Genomic DNA, 18,101 nt, shown 5'->3' with positions numbered 1-18,101 from the left:
GATTTTTATGCTAAATTCTTGCCGCGCCGCTTAGTCTTGCGGCTTTTGCCACAGCTTCTGCCACAGTTTTCCCCACACGGGGATCAAACGCCTTCGGCAAAATATATTCTGCGCAGAGCTCCCCGTCTGACACTAAGCCGGCAATGGCATAGGAAGACGCCATTTTCATTTCTTCATTAATATCTGACGCGCGGACATCTAACGCTCCCCTGAAAATTCCGGGAAAGGCCAGCACATTGTTAATCTGATTGGGAAAGTCAGACCGGCCTGTTCCCACCACGGCTGCGCCAGCGGCCAGCGCCTTGTCTGGCATAATTTCCGGCACGGGGTTTGCCATGGGGAACACAATGGGCTTGTCCGCCATTTTTTGAATCATTTCTTCGGTTACAATGTTAGGTGCGGAAACACCGATAAACACATCAGCTCCGTAAAGCGCGTCGGCCAGCGTACCCATTTGCTTTTCACGGTTGGTTTTTTTGCTCATTTCTTTGTGCGCGTCGTTTAACCCATCCATTCCCTCGCACAAAATGCCAAACCGGTCGCACATTACAAGATGTTTCACGCCCAGCCGAAGCAGATGGTTTGCAATGGCAGTTCCCGCAGAACCGGCGCCGTTAATTACCAGCTTAATTTCGTCCATCTTTTTTCCAACCACTTTTAATGCGTTTATCAGTGCCGCGGCCACCACAATGGCCGTGCCGTGCTGGTCATCGTGAAATACTGGAATGTCACACCGTTCCTTGAGCTTCTGTTCAATTTCAAAGCACCTGGGCGCCGCAATGTCTTCTAAATTAATACCGCCGAAACTGCCGGAAATGTTATAAATGGTTTCTACAATTTCGTCTACGTCCTGTGTTTTAATGCAAAGGGGAAATGCGTCTACGTCAGCAAACTCTTTAAACAGCACACATTTTCCCTCCATAACGGGCATACCTGCCTCCGGTCCAATGTCGCCCAGGCCTAAAACCGCTGAACCGTCGGTTATCACCGCAACCAAATTCCAGCGGCGGGTCAGTTCATACGACTTGCTTACGTCCGCTTGAATCGCCAGGCACGGTTCCGCCACCCCGGGCGTATAGGCCGTGGATAACTGCTGACTATTTTTCACCTCTGTCCTTGAAACAACCTCAATTTTTCCTTTCCATTCAAAGTGCTTATCCAGTGCTTGTTTTTTTATATCCATTCTAATTTTTCTCCTTATATGCGCGCATACGCTCCGGCAGAACCGCCGGAGCGCAATGTAATTTTTTTTACTTATTTAGCCGAACCTCTTCAAAATCTTTCACAATATCGTCTGACGGTGCCTTGGTTAAAAGCGACACCACAACAATGCAAAGGCTTGAGAAAATAAACGCCGGAAGCAGTTCATAAATAGCGAAAATACCGCCGGCCATCGGCGCAATCACTAACTTCCACAAAAACACCATGGCTCCGCCGCCGACCATGCCTGCCACAGCGCCGGCGCTGTTAATGCGTTTCCAGAAGAGCGAGAACACCACCAGCGGGCCAAATGTTGCACCAAAGCCCGCCCATGCAAAGGACACAATGCTGAAAATAACACTGTTTTCGTCTAAGGCAATGACAATTGCAATCAACGTGATAATAACCAACGTAATTCTTGAAACATTCATAACCTGTTTGTCGGTTGCGTTCTTTTTAAACAAACCGCTGTAAATATTTCGCGCCAGAGCCGACGATGCAATTAACAAATAGGAGTCGGACGAGCTCATGGTTGCCGCCAGAATTCCCGCCATGGCAAAACCTGCTAAAAGCGGCGGCAGCAAATTGGTTGACATTAAAATAAACACATTTTCAGCCGAGCTTTTTGTAAGCAAATCCGTAGGATACAGCGTACGCCCGATTAAACCGATTACAACAGCGGCAATCAGGGAAATAACGCACCAGATGATTGCAATTCTTCTGGACATTTTCAGCTCGTTTTCCTTGCGGATTGCCATAAAGCGCAGCAGTACTTGAGGCATGCCGAAATATCCCAGCCCCCACGCTAAAGCCGATGCAATTGTCAGCGCGCTGTAGGTTGCCCTTGGGCCAAACACAGGTGCGCCTGCCTGCACAGCCTGGACACCGCTTTCATTTAAAGCAGGGGTTGCCGTGCCGAAAAATTCTAAAAATCCCGGAATATTCTTTGAGTTTTCCAAAACCGCGTTAAAACCGCCGGCGCTTGCCGTGCCGACAGCTAAAACTGCCACTAAGGCAATAATCATGATTATGCCCTGCAAAAAGTCCGACACGCTCTCAGCTAAAAATCCTCCCAGGAATGTGTAGAACAAAACAAATACCGCGCCTAAAATCATCATCCAAATGTAAGATGTTTGAAACAGCGTGGAAAACAGCTTGCCGCAGGTAACCAGACAGCTCGCTGCATAAACCGTAAAAAAGATTAAGATAAACAGGGCGGAAATTGCCATGATAATGCCCTTCTTTTCTTTAAACCTGTTGGAGAAAAACTCAGGAAGCGTAATCGCCTCAACTTTAACGCTGTAACGCCTGAGCCTTTTTGAAATGATGAGCCAGTTTAAATATGTACCAACGGCAAGGCCGATTGCCGTCCAAACAGCGTCAGCCAGGCCACACCAATATGCAACGCCGGGAAGCCCCATCAAAAGCCAGCCGCTCATGTCGGAAGCCTCCGCACTCATGGCCGCAACCCACGGACTTAAGCCCCTGCCGCCTAAAAAGTAGTTTTCAGAATTTTCATTTGCTTTCTTGGCATAATAAACACCAATCAAGACAATGACCGCCATGTAACAGCACATGGCAATCAAAATTTGAATTCTGTCTGATGTCATGTTAACCCCTCCAATTTTATTTTCCCCCCGCATTAACCGAAAACGGGGCGCATAATATGTAAATTATACCATAAACTGACAGGTGTTGTGAATATTTTATGTAAAATCTATGTAAAATAAATATGAACATTTTGTAAACTTCAATCATTTATAATAAAATTTTGCTGCGTCTTGCTTTTTTTTCGCGGGTGGGATATAATAGAAATATGCTATGAAAAGGAGTAAACAAATGGAAAACGCCGAGAAACGAATGAAAGAGCTTACGGAGCTTTTAACATACCATTCCCACAAATATTATGTGGAGGACAGCCCTGAAATTTCTGATTATGAATATGACATGCTGCTGCGGGAACTGAAGGACCTGGAGGATAAATATCCCCACTTAAAAGACCCCGCCTCCCCCACTGTCCGGGTTATCGGCAGCGTAATCGAGGGCTTTGAAAGCGTCACTCACGAGGTGCCCATGCTCAGTTTGAACGATGCGTTTTCAAAAGAAGAAATTATAGAGTTTGACAAACGTGTACGGGAGGCTGTTCCGGGAAAAATTGAATATGTGACGGAATATAAAATTGATGGTCTGTCCGTTTCTTTAGAGTATGAAAACGGCTTGTTCGTCCGCGGTTCCACCCGGGGCGACGGCCTTGTGGGAGAAGATGTAACAGAGAACTTAAAAACCGTAAACTCCATTCCGCTGCGGTTAAAAGAAGCTGTGCCATATTTAGAGGTGCGGGGCGAGGTGTTTATGCCCAAAGCCACCTTTGACAAATTGAACGACGAAAAGCAGGCAAAGGGCGAACCATTGTTTGCAAATCCCCGAAACGCCGCGGCTGGGTCTTTAAGACAGTTAGACTCCTCCATTGCAAGAGAGCGCGGATTGGACATTTTTGTGTTTAACATTCAGCGCGAGGAGGGGCTAAACATCGCCACTCATCACGAGGGACTATTAAAACTCAAACAGCTGGGGTTTAAAACCGTTTATCAAAACAACGTGTCGAATTCGATTGAAGGTGCGTTTGCCCAGGTGGAAAAAATCGGCGCCCTGCGGGACGACCTGCCCTTTGAGATTGACGGTGCGGTAATTAAAGTAAACGACCTTCGCACCCGGGAGCTTTTAGGCGCCACGTCGAAATGCCCCCGCTGGGCGGTTGCGTTTAAGTTCCCCGCAGAGACGAAAAAAACAAAACTGCTGGACATTGTCGTACAGGTGGGCCGAACGGGAAAAATCACGCCCAACGCAGTTCTTGAGCCTGTTCGGGTAGCAGGCAGCGTAGTGAGCCGCACTACCCTTCATAATTTGGACTTTATCCGCGAGCGGGACATTTTAATTGGTGATAACGTCTATGTGCGCAAGGCCGGAGACATTATTCCGGAAATTGTCGGCGTTGAAAAAAAAGACCGTACGGGGGACGAGATTCCCTTTGAAATGCCAGCTGTCTGTCCGGAATGCGGCGCGCCGGTTGTGCGCGTTGAGGGTGAAGCCGCCCACAAATGCACCGGAGACAGCTGTCCCGCACAGCTTCTCAGGCGGCTGATGCACTTTGCCTCCCGGGACGCTATGGACATCGAGGGTTTAGGCCCTGCCATACTGGAAAAACTTTTGGATGTTGGCCACATCAAATCGGCAGCAGACCTTTATGAGCTCTCTAAAGAGGATATCGCCGCCCTGGAAAAAATGGGTGACAAAAGCGCGGAAAACTTGATTTCCGCCATTGAAAAAAGCAAGCAAAATGACCTTTACCGGCTATTGTTTGCGCTGGGCATTCAGTTAAACGGCTTGAAGTCCTCCAAAACCATTGCGGCGCACTTTCGGACTATGGAGAATATTATGAAAGCAAGCGAGGAGGAACTGACCGCTATTTCTGACATTGGCGAAAAAACCGCTGCAAACATTTGCGGCTTTTTCAGCCGTCCGGAGAACAAGGAGCTGATTTTTCGTCTGAAAGCCCTGGGGGTAAACCAGACTTCCTTTGCGCCTGAGCCGAAAACAGACAGCGCATGCGCAGGCAAAAAGTTTGTTATTACCGGAAAGTTTGAAGGCTTTAGCCGGGGCGACATTGTTCAAATAATTGAAGATAACGGCGGAACCGCCGCAGGAAGCGTATCGAAAAAGACAGACTATGTCATCGCCGGGGAGGATGCGGGTAGTAAGCTTGCCAAGGCGCAGGAACTGAACATTCCTGTTTTAACGATAGAGGAATTGCTCAGCATGACGAAATGAATGCCGCAACGACGGGCGCCGCAATTTGCGGCGCCCGTCTTTTATTTTATGGTGAGATTTAAGTGAAAAAGCCTGTTTGCATCTAATACAGAAATTTTCAAATCACTGTCCACAATTCTTACAGGGGCGGACAATTTTTGCGACCGTCCGCCAACATAAGACGTCAAAACGGAATGTGCGCCGTAGTGAAAACGGTAAAGCTCACCGCGGTGCCGGATTTCAGAAGTTTCATAGCGCCATGCGTGGGGCTCGTTTAAATATTCCGCCAGCCGTTCAAAAGAAATGTAATAATCATCATACCGCCGAATTACCTTATCTGTCACCACTGCATTCTGCTCGTCAACCGCCGTATAATACTGCTTCTCAATGGCATATGACTGCACCTCGTCATCAATGCCAAACTCCGCAAGATAATCGTGGCCAAAATTGTTGTCCACCGGTACGCCGCCCTGAAAATAAAATTCGTCAGGAACCGATTGAAGCGCAAGAGAGCCGCCATCGTAACGTTCAATGGTTTTCTGGTTTTCGTCCCACACAGCCGCATTCTTCTGGTTAATTTTAGCCAGACATAAAACCTGCACGCCCGAAACCACAACCATAATGGCACACCCCACAGATATTGCGCCCAGGCTGAGCTGTGCCAGGCTCAGGGCGCAAAGGCCAATGACGAGCAGACACATGGCAGGCAGAAACAGCATGCGAAAGCCCACAATCCCAGATGCGCACATAATTGCAAATGCGGCCGCAAAACATATGGCGGCAAGGAGTACCTTTGTTTCTCCCTGACGACATAGCAACACGCCGAACCAAATTAGTGCCGCAAAATAGCAAAGGTCGAAAACAATGTAGCACCGCGCAGAATACACAACGCCCAAATTTGTTAAAACCGCCATTGCAGCTATAAAAAACATGGTTCCGGATAGAAGTTTCCGTTTTAAAGTTTTGTAGGCGCATATTCCACAGGAGATTGCGGAAAAAATAAGCATACCGCCAATTCCCCCGGGCTCCCAGCACATTTGGGAAAACGTGGTGAAGTGAATGAGCATCTGCTTCATTTCTTGGGCCAGCGAGGAAACAGCAGCCGTCCTGGTATGCATTCCAGGCGAACAAACTAAAAATAAAAACCCAGCGAGGGCTGCTAACATGTTGGCCAGAAAAAATGGGGGAAACAGGCTGTTTTTTTTGTGACTGCTGAATAAAAGAACTACAGACAGCAACAGCGTAAGCGCACTTGTAATCTCGGTTGTAACAGAAGAAAGCAGGCAAAGCACAAACGCAAGTAAATAGCCCTTAGCATTTGTTGCATTTGTTAGAAAATATAGATAAGATATGAGCAGCAGAGCCGGTAATATGTAATTAAAAGAACCTGATACCCAGGTTACAGCCTCCGCCGCAGTAAAACCGCCCATCAGCCAGAAACCGGAAAGCGCCGTTAAAAACATGCTGGCGCGTCGGTTTACATCCTGTTCAAATAAGTTTACCAACAGCCATGAAAACAAAAGAATTGACGCAATGTTAAACAGGCGGAACGCCCACAGGTTATAATTTAAAAACGCGGCGCAAACACTGTGTACCAGCAGCCGCCCATTGGTGTTTTGATAGTGGAGCTTTAGCCTGTTAAAAAATTCTGTCATTCCGTGTTTTAAAAAGGGATAATAAAAAAAATCGTCCCGCGAAAGCCGGATATTTGCATGCAAAAAGAACATTAGCGCCAAAATAAAACCGAAACCGCATATCCCAAGTATTTTTAAAACCGCTTTTTTCCGCTGGTTCATCTGAAGCCGCACCTGCTTTCCGGCATGATTTGTTTTTGGTTGTTCAAATTGGTCTTTTTAATAATATAGTGCGGCCTCCGCTTATTTTCAAGCGCTATTTTCGACAGATATTGCCCCAAAATTCCAATTACAAAAAACTGCAGGCTGGCAACCGCCAAAATCAGCCCAGTCAAGGCGGAAAAAGGCCGCGTTGTGGGGCTAAACATGCAAAAGAGCATAAAAATTACAAAAGCGGCAAAAAACAAAACCGCAAAAAGCGTGGACAAGTGCAGCGGGGCAAACGAAAACGCCGTTAGTCCTTCAAACGCATAGCCCAGCAGCTTCATAAACGACCATTTTGTTTCGCCTGCAACGCGTTTTTTGTTTTCAAATTCCAGCCATTTTGTTTCAAAGCCCACCCACGCAAAAATTCCCTTGGAAAATCTGCCGTATTCGGGCATTTCGGCAATGCAGTCTGCCATGTTCCGCGTCATCATTCTAAAATCGCGCGCGCCGTCGGCAACCTTTAGGCCGGTGCATTTGTGAAACAGTTTGTAAAACCCGTGGGCAAACATGCTTCTTACAGGAGGCTCGTTTGTTCTGGTGCTTCGTTTTGTTGCAACACAGTCATACTGCCCGGTTTGAAGAATTTGATACATTTCCGGCAAAAGTGAAGGCGGGTCCTGCAAATCCACATCCATAACCACGACGTAGCTGCCGCTGACATGTTTGAGCCCGGCATAAATTGCTGCCTCTTTTCCAAAATTTCTGGAAAAGGACAAAAAAAACACGCGGGCGTCCTGTGCCGCAATGCGTTCAATAATTTCCCGGGTTTTGTCCGACGAACCGTCGTCAACAAACAATATTTCAAACTCCGTATGATTCATGCGGCAAATCACTTTGCACAACTCAATATAAAACAACATAACGCTTTTTTCCTCGTTGTAACAGGGAACAATCACCGACAGTTTATCCATTTTTCTACCTCCCGTTTCCAATTTGTCCGTAAACTAAATCTTTTCGGACAAAAGCAAAATAAAGCATGTTCACACGGCCATTTTACACTGCTTGACCACAAAAATTGACTATAATTGAAAAATTCCGCCAAGTTTATTCATTTGCTTTTTTTTATGCTCATTTAATGAATGGGCATATAAATCAAGGGTGATGGAAACGGTGGAATGACCCAATATTTCCGAAAGGGTCTTATAGTCCATTCCAACCTCCAACGCCCTGGTTGCAAAGGTGTGCCTCAGTGCATGAAATTTAATATCCGGCAAGTCTGCCTTATTTAAAATATGCTTGAAATGCCGCCGGTATGTGCGGATATCAAAAGGTCTGCCAAAGCGCGATATTACAAATTCGCCCGTGCGGGGCAAACGCTTAATTTTTTCTAACAGAAACGGCGGCAGTGGAATTTCTCTTTTTGCGCTTTTGCTTTTGGGAGAAATGATTTCAACACCCTTTTCTGTTCGGGCCTGGGTGCCGTTCACCGTTAGAACCGCACGTTCTAAGTGAATGTCCTCCCATCTTAAGGCGCAAAGCTCACCAATGCGCAGACCTGTGTAAAGGCAAAGGAATATTCCTATGTCACTGTCGTCTGAAAGCGCATTTTCTAGGCGTTTTTGTTCCTCAACAGACAAAACACGCGTAATGAACTTCTCGCTTTTAGGCATTTTCACACCGCTCCACACCTGCGGCGCAACGCCTCCAGCTGAAATTAACGCCGATTTTAACGTTGCAAAAATTGTTTTCACCGTAGCCGCGGACAAATTTAAGTCGTTTACAAAATTTTGTATCTGTTCCGCATTTAATTTTTTTAGCGGAATGGCTCCAAGCGCAGGGTTAATGTGGTTCTCAATGTGGCTTTTATAAACGCGCTGTGTTGTGGGCTTTCGCGTTGTTCCTAAGGAGCTTAGCCAGGTGTTCATCCACTCGCCCAGCGGGATATTCATACCCTTTGAAGCACCCCACTTTTCCGTTTTGCATGATTTTAGCCGTTCTTTTAAGTCCGTATAGCTTTTTGAATAGAGATATCCGTAAACAGCCTTGCCGGCAGAATTATAAAATTTTATATATCGTCCTTCATAGCGGCCGTCTTTTCGTTTATAAATATTTTCACCTCTTCGGGCCATGTCAACACTTCCCCTTTTGACTGTGATTTTGACGGCAAATAGAATAAAATATTTTAAATATCCCTTGATTTACCGCCGTTTTTGTGCTATTATGAATTATATCACAATTGTCGAATTTGATAAATTTGTCGATTTTTAGCGTGTCCGAAAAGATTTAGTTTACGGAAAAAAGCCTCCTGAGGTCTTCCCTCAGGAGGCTTTTTGATATTTCTTATTGTGCCAGCGGCAGCTTCATTTCCACACAAAAACCGCCGTCGTTATAGGCGTTAAAAACGCCGCCATGAACCTGAATAATTTTATATGCCATGGGAAGTCCTAACCCGTGGGCAGACTTGGGGATTGTGCCGATCTGCTCTAAAACCTTTGGGTCAACGCCTGCGCCGTTGTCCCGGATGGATATTACACACATGCTTTCCTCTTTTTTCTGGATAATTTGAATGGTGCAGGGGCTTTTATTGTGACAAACGGCGTTGTGAATCAAGTTAAACACCGCGCGTTTTAACAGCCGTTCGTCTCCAACGACAGCGGCCTTTTCAAAGGTTAAATCCAGTTCAATGTTAACCTTTTCATCCATCGCTTCGTTTAAAATTTCGGAAACGGCTTCCCGCAGCAAACTGCAAATTTTAATCTGCTTTTTTTTTGCCGGCTGCATGTCATATTCCAAAGAGGAAATTAAGTTTAAATCCTCCACAAGCGTTTTTATTTTCAGGCTTTGAGACATAATAATTTCCGCTTTTTTCTGCTTATTCTCATCTTTTAATGAGCCGGAAAGCTCCTCAGAATAGCCCATGATAATGGATAACGGCGTTCGAATGTCGTGGGAAATACCCGCAATCCAGTTGGCCCGGGCATCGTCTTGCTGCTTTAACAGCGCATTTTTGCGGCCAATTGCCACAGACGTTTCGTTTACGCTTTTGGCCAGCTCTTTAAAAATACCCTTTTCCTTTAAATTTGTCGGTTCTTCCTGTTTCAATGTCCGAATACCTGTCACCAGCTCTTTCAGTCTGCGGTAAAGAATAAGGCCAAAGCACAGGGCCAGAACCGTTGCCAAAACCGCATTGAACAGCAGCACCGCTATCAGCCGCGTGGGAAGCGAGCTGAACCACTCCATGGAATACTCCATTTGATATTTCCCCACCGTGTTTTTGGGATATCCCAACACCAAAAGGCCATCGTCTAAGGTGCGCACATAAACGGGATAGTCGTTTAAAAACCATTTGGTCATGGAAGCAACGTCGTTAATGGTGTAATGCTCCGGAATATCCGCAGGCTTATGCTCCTGCCAGATCACATTGCCCGATTCATCAATTAAAATGGCCCAGAGGTTTTCAGAAAGGGAATATTCTTCGCCGAACGCGAACCCGCTGTCTGTCTTGTTTAAGTGCTTCGCCACCTCACCTAAAACCGTGACAGGCGACTTTTGGTTTAAATTGCTTGTGTCGCTGGCCGTTATAGCAAAGGCAAGAAAGTTGATGGACAGAAGAATTAACGAAATCACAACAGCGCTTGCGATAAACGAAATTAAAATTTTAAATATAGTTTTATTCATCAGAAATCACCAGCTTATAGCCAATTCCTTTCACGGTAATTAAGTGCTTTGGCTTTCCCGGATTTTGTTCAATTTTTTCCCGCAGCCGCCTGATGTGCACCATCAGCGTGTTTTCATACCCGTAATAGTCGTCGCCCCAGGCGGCAAGGCACAGCGCGTCGTTGGTTACAATTTTATTTTTATGCGCAAATAGCTTTTTAAGCAAAATAAACTCCTTTGCCGTAAGCCGCACTTCTCCGCTGTCGGAGTTCACCGAAGCAGTTTCAAAGTCAATGGTTTTTCCCGATAGCGTAAAGCTGGAATCAGCGCCGCTGGTTTGGTAGGTTCTTTTTAAAACCGCCGTCACACGCAGCACCAGCTCTTTCATTAAAAAAGGCTTTACGATATAGTCGTCCGCACCCAAAGACAATCCGCACAGCCTGTCGTCTGCCTCGCCCTTTGCCGTTAAAAAAATCACGGGCGCCTGCGATGTCTTTTTAATGTCTTCAAACAGCGCAAACCCGTTTCCGTCCGGCAGGTTTACGTCTAAAATGCACAGGGCAATGTTTTGGGTTTGCACAATTTCCAGCGCCCCGCGGCAGTCCTTTGCCGTGTAAACGTGATAAAACCCCTCGTGAAACAGCGCGTCCTCCAACAGCTTCAAAAGCGTTGGTTCATCATCTACAACTAATATTTTTTTCGTTTTCAGTTCCTGCATTTTTAATCACCTGATTTTATTGTACCACACCTTTGCGTTTGTGAAAAGCAAATCAGAAAAAACTTAAGGTTAACGTAAGGTTGTTCTCCCTAAATTGACATTAACGGCGTTCTATAGTACAATAAAATTAAATGATATTAAATGAGGATAAGAATATGAAAACAATTTTAATAATAGAAGACGATTTGAGCTTAAGCAATGGCATAATGCTGTCTTTAAAAAGTCCCGAATTTTCCATTCTGCAGGCTTTTAACCTTTTAGAAGCGAGAAAATATCTATCAGAGGCGGACTTAATTTTAATTGACATTAACCTGCCTGACGGCAGCGGCCTTGACCTTTGCCGAGAAATAAAAGCACAGTCTTTTGTTCCCGTAATTTTTCTGACTGCAAACGACTTAGAGTCGGACATTGTAACGGGTTTGGAACTGGGCGCAGACGACTACATTACAAAACCGTTTAGCTTAGCAGTGCTGCGCGCCAGGGTAAACGCCGTACTGCGCCGCAACGACAAAGGAATGGCGCAATGCATTGGCCCTTTCCGGTTCGATTTTCAAAATATGGTATTTTATAAAAACGAAACGCCCATTGAACTGAGCAAAACGGAGCAGAAGTTGTTAAACCTGCTGGTTTCAAATGCGAACCATACCGTGACACGGGACAGGCTAATTGACTGTATTTGGACAAACGGCGCAACTTTCGTGGATGAAAACGCCCTGTCTGTTTCCATCAACCGGCTAAGAAACAAGCTTGAAGACAACCCCAAAAAACCGGAGTTTATTAAAACGGTGTACGGGCTTGGCTACCAATGGGAAAGTTAGGAGGTGCGGCTGTGATTGTTTCTGTAATTCTGTCGATGGCGGCACTTGGCTGCCTTTTATATGCTGTTGTCGTTCAGATAAAATCTGTTCAATTGGCCCAACGGCTGGAAACCATGCTGCAGGCTGCGATTTCAGGTAATTTTGTGAAACAGCATTTCGATGAGAGCCGGCTTTCAAAGCTGGAAACTATGCTGTATCACCTGCTGTCGGCGGGCAACGAGCAAAGGCAGGCTATTGACAAAGAGCGAAGCCAAATTAAAGTGCTCATCAGCGATATCTCCCATCAGACAAAAACGCCGGTAGCTAACATGAAGCTCTATTCCGAACTGTTATGCGAGCAGGAAACCCTTGATAAACCGGCGAAAGACCTGGCACGACAGGTACGTTTCCAGGCAGATAAGCTGAATTTTTTAATCAGCTCCTTAATTAAGACTTCGCGCCTGGAGGCAGGCATTATTGCCGTAGCACCGAAAATCCAGGAAATATCCCCGCTTTTGAAAGATCTTTTTATGGCTTATCGCCCCCTGGCTGAAGAAAAAAACCTTCGTTTTACGGTAACGCCCGCCGCATTTTCTGCCGCCTATGACCCAAAGTGGACCTTTGAGGCGGTTTCAAACGTGGTGGACAACGCAATAAAATATACCCCTGCAGGCGGCAGCGTATCGGTTTATGCAAAAGAGTTTGAGAGTTTTGTGTGTATCACAGTATCCGACACGGGAATAGGAATTCATGAGTCAGAATATCCCAAAATCTTTCAGCGGTTTTACCGCAGTCCGGACGTAGCCGCCGAAAAGGGCGTGGGCATCGGTCTATATTTAACAAGGGAAATTATCTCCAAACAAGGCGGATATGTAACGGTGAAATCTGCCAAAGGCCACGGCACAGAGTTTAACTTATTTTTAGCGAAGTGAGGTTGATGACATGAACAACGCCATTTTATTGATAGAAGACGACGACAGCCTGCGCCGGGGTATCTGCGTAAAGCTGAAAAAGGAAAGCTACGACGTGCTTTGTGCCGAAACACTGGCTGCGGCAAACGCATTGTTTTCTGCAAACAGAGTTTCGCTGATTATCTGCGACATTGGCCTGCCAGACGGCAGCGGCCTTGACTTTTGCCGTGAGGTAAGAAGGGAAAGCAACGTTATGTTCCTGTTTCTCACGGCGCAGGACACGGAAATTGACATGGTGAACGGCTATGAGGCCGGCGCAGACGACTATATTACCAAACCCTTTCCGCTGATGGTTTTAATTTCGAAGGTAAACGCCATAATGCGCAGAACCAAACCGGAGGAAAAATTTGTTATATGCTCCGGAGATATTATGTTCGATTTAAAACAAAACCGTGCAAAACGCAGTGGTGCATATCTTTCTTTAACCGCCAACGAGCAAAAGCTTTTGCACCTTTTTTTAAAAAATCCTATGCAGATTCTTTCCAAAAATCAGCTGTTGGAGTCCCTGTGGGACTCAGGGGGCAACTTTGTAGACGAAAACACGCTGGCTGTGAACATTCGCCGTCTGCGCGAAAAAATAGAAACCGACCCCTCCCATCCGGTTTACATTAAAAATATCCGCGGGCTGGGTTACATTTGGGAAAGGACGTGTGAAACAAAATGAACCGGCCGCTGAAACGCAGCCTTGCTGCCTGTCTGATTGCCGTAACCGTGTTCACCGCCGCATTTTCTGCCTTTGCGTTTTATTTTGTAAAAGAGGCCTACCGGCAGGAAATTAACACGGTAATTAACATTGCAGGCGCAGTTCTGCCCGAAAATTCAAATGCCGAGCAGCCGTTTCTCGCCGCGGCAAAAGGAGAAACTGACACTTTTGAAACAGGAAGCACAATTTTGGGCAAATATGGGTATAATGAACACATGCGCCTTTTAGAAAACAGCGGCTATAAAAAAACGGTTATCATTCTTTTTGCAGTGACCTGGGGACTGTGGGCAGTTTTAACACTTTTTATCCTTGCCTTTTTTATCAGTATCAAGCGCAGACAAAGCCGGCAGGAAAAAAGCATTGCCCAGGTGTTAGAGGGCTATTTTTCCGACGATTTCTCTTTTTTAAAAGATGCAGAAAAACAGCGTCTTTTGTTAAACCAGCAGTTTGCCGATACACTTTTCAAGCTGGGCAGGAACTTAGAGCATAAATCTTTGCTTCTGGCAGAGGAAAAAAACAACACAAAATCTTTGGTGACAGACATCTCCCACCAGCTGAAAACGCCCATTGCGGCGCTTTCCACCTGCTTAACTGTGCTTTCTGAGGCAGATTCCCAGGAACAGAAAACAGAGTTTTTAGCCCGAAGTTTGCTGCAGGTGGACAAATTAAGACTGCTTGCCGACGCGCTGATGAACGTGTCGCGCTTAGAAATCGGCATGATTTCCCTCCAAAAAGAAAGAGTGAACCTTTCAGATTTATTGGTTCGCGCAGTGAATGGCATTTACGACAAGTCAATGAAAAAAAACATTGCCATTGAAACGTCGGACTTTAAAGATTTGAACTTAAATCTCGACCCGAAATGGACGGCAGAGGCTATTATGAACGTGCTGGACAACGCTTTAAAATACAGCCCTGAACACAGCAAAATTTCAATTCATGTGCAACCGCTTTATTCCTATGTGCGGGTCGAAATAACAGACTGCGGCATTGGAATTGAAAAAAGCGAACAGAACAAAATTTTCAGGCGGTTTTACCGCGGCACGGCCCCTGAGGTAAAAAACAGCGAGGGCAGCGGCATTGGGCTTTATCTCACCCGCAGGATTTTAGAGGAACAGGGCGGCACCATTTCGGTGAAATCGGAACCAGGCAAAGGCGCCGCTTTTATTCTTCAGCTTCCGCTGTAAGCAAACTGTAAGGCAGTTTGTAAGAAAAATGTAAGATTCCCCTGATAATATGGGATTATAAAAAGGAGGAATCATCATGAATGTCATTTTAGAAACAAAAGATTTATGTAAGCACTACGGTGCTGGTGAAAGTCTGGTAAAGGCCATTGACCACGCCGACATTTCTATTTTCCAGCATGAATTTGTTGCCATTGTTGGAAAATCTGGCAGCGGAAAGTCTACGCTGCTGCACCTTTTGGGCGGACTGGACTACCCCACCTCCGGTGAGGTTTTCGTGGACGGCGAAAACATTGCTGCATACAGCGAAAACAGTTTGGCTGTGATCCGCCGCCGCAAAATTGGGTTTGTGTTTCAGGCTTTTAACCTGGTGCCCTCGCTGAACGTATGGGAGAACATTGTGCTTCCTTTAGGGTTGGATGGGCGCCGGCCGGACACGGCATTTGTAAAAGACATTATCAGCACACTGGGGCTTAACAGCAAGGTGAAAAGTTTGCCCAACACGCTGTCAGGCGGTCAGCAGCAGCGGGTTGCCATTGCCCGGGCCCTGGCGGCTAAGCCCGCCATTATTTTAGCGGACGAGCCCACGGGAAATTTAGATACCAAAACCGGCGACGAGGTCATTGCTCTGCTTAAAACAAGCGCAAAAAAATATGGCCAGACGCTGGTAGTAATTACCCACAATGAGGACATTGCCCAAATGGCAGACCGCACCATTATAATTGAAGACGGCAAGGTGGTGAAATAGCATGAATTCACTCACCTCTCTTGCAAAAAGCCGGATTAAATTCAACAAGAGCAGAACGGTGTTCACCGTTATTTCCATCATGCTCACCACCCTGCTGCTCATGAGCTTGGGCACCTCTGTAGTGGGGTTGATTAACAACCAGAAATATGCGGTATCGCACACCGCCAACCACCACGCCCGCATGAAAAACTTAACGGCCCGGCAGCTTAACCTGCTTACCAACCATGTGGATGTTGAAGCAGTGGAGGCCTCAGAAATATTTGCCAGAATTCAATATGAAAAAATGACCGGATTTTTAAGCCTCACAAAGGCCGTGAAGGGTTCTGTTTACCACAGTGCGGGAAACTTAACTGAGGGCAGGCTGCCCGAAGCTCCGAACGAAATCTGCGGCCCTCCTGCGTTTTTTGAGCGAATGGGCACGAGCCCTGAAATTGGAAACACGCTGTCTGTTACGTTTCGTCCCGGGGAAACTGAATATGTAACACGGGAATTTACCATTTGCGGACTCGTTTCCCAGGCGGATGTTTCAAAACTTAACGTGAGCGACGACAGGATCGCCTATGGCGCCAGCGTTTCAGAAGCATTAATCCGCGAGTTTTTCCCGGAGGAGGAACGCTCCTTTTCCGCTGCAATCCGCGTAAACGGCGAAAACAATTTAAACTACGACGCGATGAAAGCGCGGATTGCGTCCGTTGCAGAAGACATTGGGCTAAACAAAGACGATTTAGATTATAACACCGAATATTTAATGGTGATGACAGACCCCGGCCAGGATATTTTAGCAGGCTCGGCGCTGATCGCGCTCATCATTGCGCTCTTTGCAGGGCTTGTTATTTATAGCATTTATTACGTGTCTGTCATTACCGATGTGCAGGAAATCGGAAAGCTGAAAGCCCTGGGGGCGTCGAAAAAACAAATCCGCCGTCTGCTTCAGCTTGAGGGGCTGTTTGCCTCCCTCATTGCCCTGCCGGTTGGATTGGTGTTAGGATACTTAATTCCCAAGCTGGGGCTTCCCATGCTCATGGACGCCATGTCGAAATACAGCGTATATGCCGAGCTGCCCGAAGGCGGAATTTCCATGTTTTCTGTTCCCGTTACGCTGGGGGTTATCCTCGTTGTGCTTGTTACGGTGTTCCTCTCTCTTTTAAAACCGCTGTCAATGGCTTCAAAAATTTCACCTGTTGAGGCCATCCGGTATCAAGAAACCAGCTCAGACAAGCGGAAAGAGCGGGAGGGCTGCAACACCTTAAACTTAACCCGTTTAAGCTGGGCAAATCTTGCACGGAATAAAAAAAGAACCGTTGTTACCATTGTGACCATGGGGCTGAGCTGTGTGCTGTTCATCAGCCTTGCCGCGGTGGCAAACAGTATGAGCATTGACGACTTTGCCCGCAGAACGCTGCCGGAGGGCGATTTCATGATTTCATTAGACGCATCTTACAACGACAAGACCTATCCGGAAAATAATTTAGACCAGGTGCAGATGCACTCTCCCTTTGACGATGCTTTGCTCGATAAAATCAAATCCATTCCCGGCGTTACGGCTGTTGACACAGAAAACGCAATGCTGGCAGGCGCCGACTCAGACTCTGAAGTGTTTGCCGGCGGGACCCGCACCGGAATTGGCTGCTTCACCCGGGAGGACATTCCAAAGCTGAAAAAAGACTTAAAACGGGGCGACTTGGATTATGACGCGCTTTTGGCAAACCACGGCTTGATATATTGTTACGACACCATTTTAGAAAAAGAAGGATTTTCCATGAACCAGCGGCTGTCTTTGTCGTTTTTCCGCGGGGACAAGCAAATTCCTTTTAATGGTGAAATTGCTGCCAGCGGCTCTTGGGGAAAAATGAGTTTTATGCTGCCGAAAGAGCTGTTCGATCAGCTGGCCGGGGATTTAAACACCACCATAGCGCTATATATTCACGCAGAGCCGGAGCAGTTCGGCGCCGTGAAAGCACAGCTTCAGGAAATAACCGGACAAAACCAGCTGTTTAAGCTATATTCCATGGACGAGGAGCGGGACATTGCAAAGCTTTCCATTAACATGATAAAATATCCGATGTATGCAATCTTAATTTTAATTGGTATTATCAGTTTTATGAACCTCATCAATACCATGGTAACCAGCATTATAACCCGAAAGCGGGAGCTTGCCATGCTGCAGGCCATTGGTCTTTCCGACAAACAGCTTGTAAAAATGCTTTCTAAAGAGGGAATGGTGTTCACCATGGGTACGCTGCTTGCTGCGCTAACTGTGGGAAATCTTTTGGGCTATTTGGTGTTTTTATACGGAAGGAACACAGGCTTTATGGAGGTGCAGATTTACCACTATCCGCTGCTTGAAACCATTGGGCTTGGGCTGGCGCTAATTTTGGGACAAATGGCAATTACGTTCTTCATTTCCAAACGAATTCATAAAGAGAGCCTGGTTACGCGAATGAGAAGCGGCGAGTAAACCATAAATTCTTTCAAAACTGTAACCTTTTCGAAAGATTCTCGAAAGAACCGTTTGATATAATCATGTGCGAAGGATAA

At 46.3% G+C, this 18,101-nt stretch carries 14 protein-coding genes; 7 read left to right on the top strand and 7 right to left on the bottom strand.

Annotated elements, in window-relative coordinates:
• Positions 1-10: 10 nt before the first annotated feature.
• Together WIG73_RS07340 and putP are read right to left on the bottom strand one after the other, a co-directional pair.
• Entirely contained in the window at positions 11-1,183 is a 1,173-nt protein-coding gene (locus WIG73_RS07340) for a malic enzyme-like NAD(P)-binding protein (protein WP_337399933.1), read from the bottom strand.
• A gap of 67 nt (positions 1,184-1,250) precedes the next feature.
• Complete coding sequence (gene putP, locus WIG73_RS07335) at positions 1,251-2,810, bottom strand: sodium/proline symporter PutP (protein ID WP_337399932.1); 1,560 nt, start codon at positions 2,808-2,810, stop codon at positions 1,251-1,253.
• Between the two features lie 229 nt (positions 2,811-3,039).
• Here putP and ligA point away from each other — a divergent pair, with 229 nt between their 5' ends.
• Entirely contained in the window at positions 3,040-5,028 is a 1,989-nt protein-coding gene (ligA, locus tag WIG73_RS07330) for an NAD-dependent DNA ligase LigA (protein ID WP_337399931.1), read from the top strand.
• A 41-nt stretch (positions 5,029-5,069) separates the two neighbouring features.
• Here ligA and WIG73_RS07325 read toward each other — a convergent pair whose 3' ends face one another.
• The 5 genes from WIG73_RS07325 to WIG73_RS07305 all read right to left on the bottom strand — a co-directional run bounded on the left by WIG73_RS07325 (position 5,070) and on the right by WIG73_RS07305 (position 11,163).
• Complete coding sequence (locus WIG73_RS07325; protein ID WP_337399930.1) at positions 5,070-6,803, bottom strand: DUF6056 family protein; 1,734 nt, start codon at positions 6,801-6,803, stop codon at positions 5,070-5,072.
• Positions 6,800-7,759, bottom strand: a complete 960-nt coding sequence (locus WIG73_RS07320; protein WP_337399929.1) for a glycosyltransferase family 2 protein — start codon at positions 7,757-7,759, stop codon at positions 6,800-6,802. Before WIG73_RS07320 ends, WIG73_RS07325 begins: the two co-directional genes overlap by 4 nt.
• Positions 7,760-7,867: 108 nt before the next feature.
• Positions 7,868-8,917 (bottom strand): site-specific integrase, encoded by a 1,050-nt coding sequence (locus WIG73_RS07315; RefSeq protein ID WP_337399928.1) that lies wholly within the window; start codon positions 8,915-8,917, stop codon positions 7,868-7,870.
• Positions 8,918-9,128: 211 nt separating this feature from the next.
• Complete coding sequence (locus WIG73_RS07310; RefSeq protein ID WP_337399927.1) at positions 9,129-10,466, bottom strand: HAMP domain-containing sensor histidine kinase; 1,338 nt, start codon at positions 10,464-10,466, stop codon at positions 9,129-9,131.
• The gene (locus WIG73_RS07305) at positions 10,459-11,163 is read right to left on the bottom strand and encodes a response regulator transcription factor (protein ID WP_337399926.1); all 705 of its coding nucleotides are present in this window, start codon (positions 11,161-11,163) and stop codon (positions 10,459-10,461) included. The genes WIG73_RS07310 and WIG73_RS07305 overlap by 8 nt, the downstream gene beginning before the upstream one ends.
• A 155-nt stretch (positions 11,164-11,318) precedes the next feature.
• Here WIG73_RS07305 and WIG73_RS07300 point away from each other — a divergent pair, with 155 nt between their 5' ends.
• From WIG73_RS07300 to WIG73_RS07275, 6 genes are all read left to right on the top strand, one after another.
• Entirely contained in the window at positions 11,319-11,981 is a 663-nt protein-coding gene (locus WIG73_RS07300; RefSeq protein WP_337399925.1) for a response regulator transcription factor, read from the top strand.
• Positions 11,969-12,892, top strand: a complete 924-nt coding sequence (locus tag WIG73_RS07295) for a HAMP domain-containing sensor histidine kinase (protein WP_337399924.1) — start codon at positions 11,969-11,971, stop codon at positions 12,890-12,892. Before WIG73_RS07300 ends, WIG73_RS07295 begins: the two co-directional genes overlap by 13 nt.
• Positions 12,893-12,902: 10 nt before the next feature.
• Complete coding sequence (locus tag WIG73_RS07290; RefSeq protein ID WP_337399923.1) at positions 12,903-13,595, top strand: response regulator transcription factor; 693 nt, start codon at positions 12,903-12,905, stop codon at positions 13,593-13,595.
• Complete coding sequence (locus WIG73_RS07285) at positions 13,592-14,818, top strand: HAMP domain-containing sensor histidine kinase (RefSeq protein WP_337399922.1); 1,227 nt, start codon at positions 13,592-13,594, stop codon at positions 14,816-14,818. Before WIG73_RS07290 ends, WIG73_RS07285 begins: the two co-directional genes overlap by 4 nt.
• 76 nt (positions 14,819-14,894) lie before the next feature.
• Positions 14,895-15,563 carry an ABC transporter ATP-binding protein gene (locus WIG73_RS07280; protein WP_337399920.1) on the top strand — a complete coding sequence of 223 codons (669 nt, stop codon included), beginning with the start codon at positions 14,895-14,897 and terminating at the stop codon, positions 15,561-15,563.
• Position 15,564: 1 nt separating this feature from the next.
• Entirely contained in the window at positions 15,565-18,021 is a 2,457-nt protein-coding gene (locus WIG73_RS07275) for an FtsX-like permease family protein (protein WP_337399919.1), read from the top strand.
• Positions 18,022-18,101 lie beyond the last annotated feature (80 nt).

Source organism: Congzhengia sp., from assembly GCF_037235575.1.
Taxonomy (GTDB): Bacteria; Bacillota; Clostridia; order UBA1381; family UBA9506; genus Congzhengia; species Congzhengia minquanensis.
This window is presented reverse-complemented; position numbering and strand designations above follow the sequence as displayed.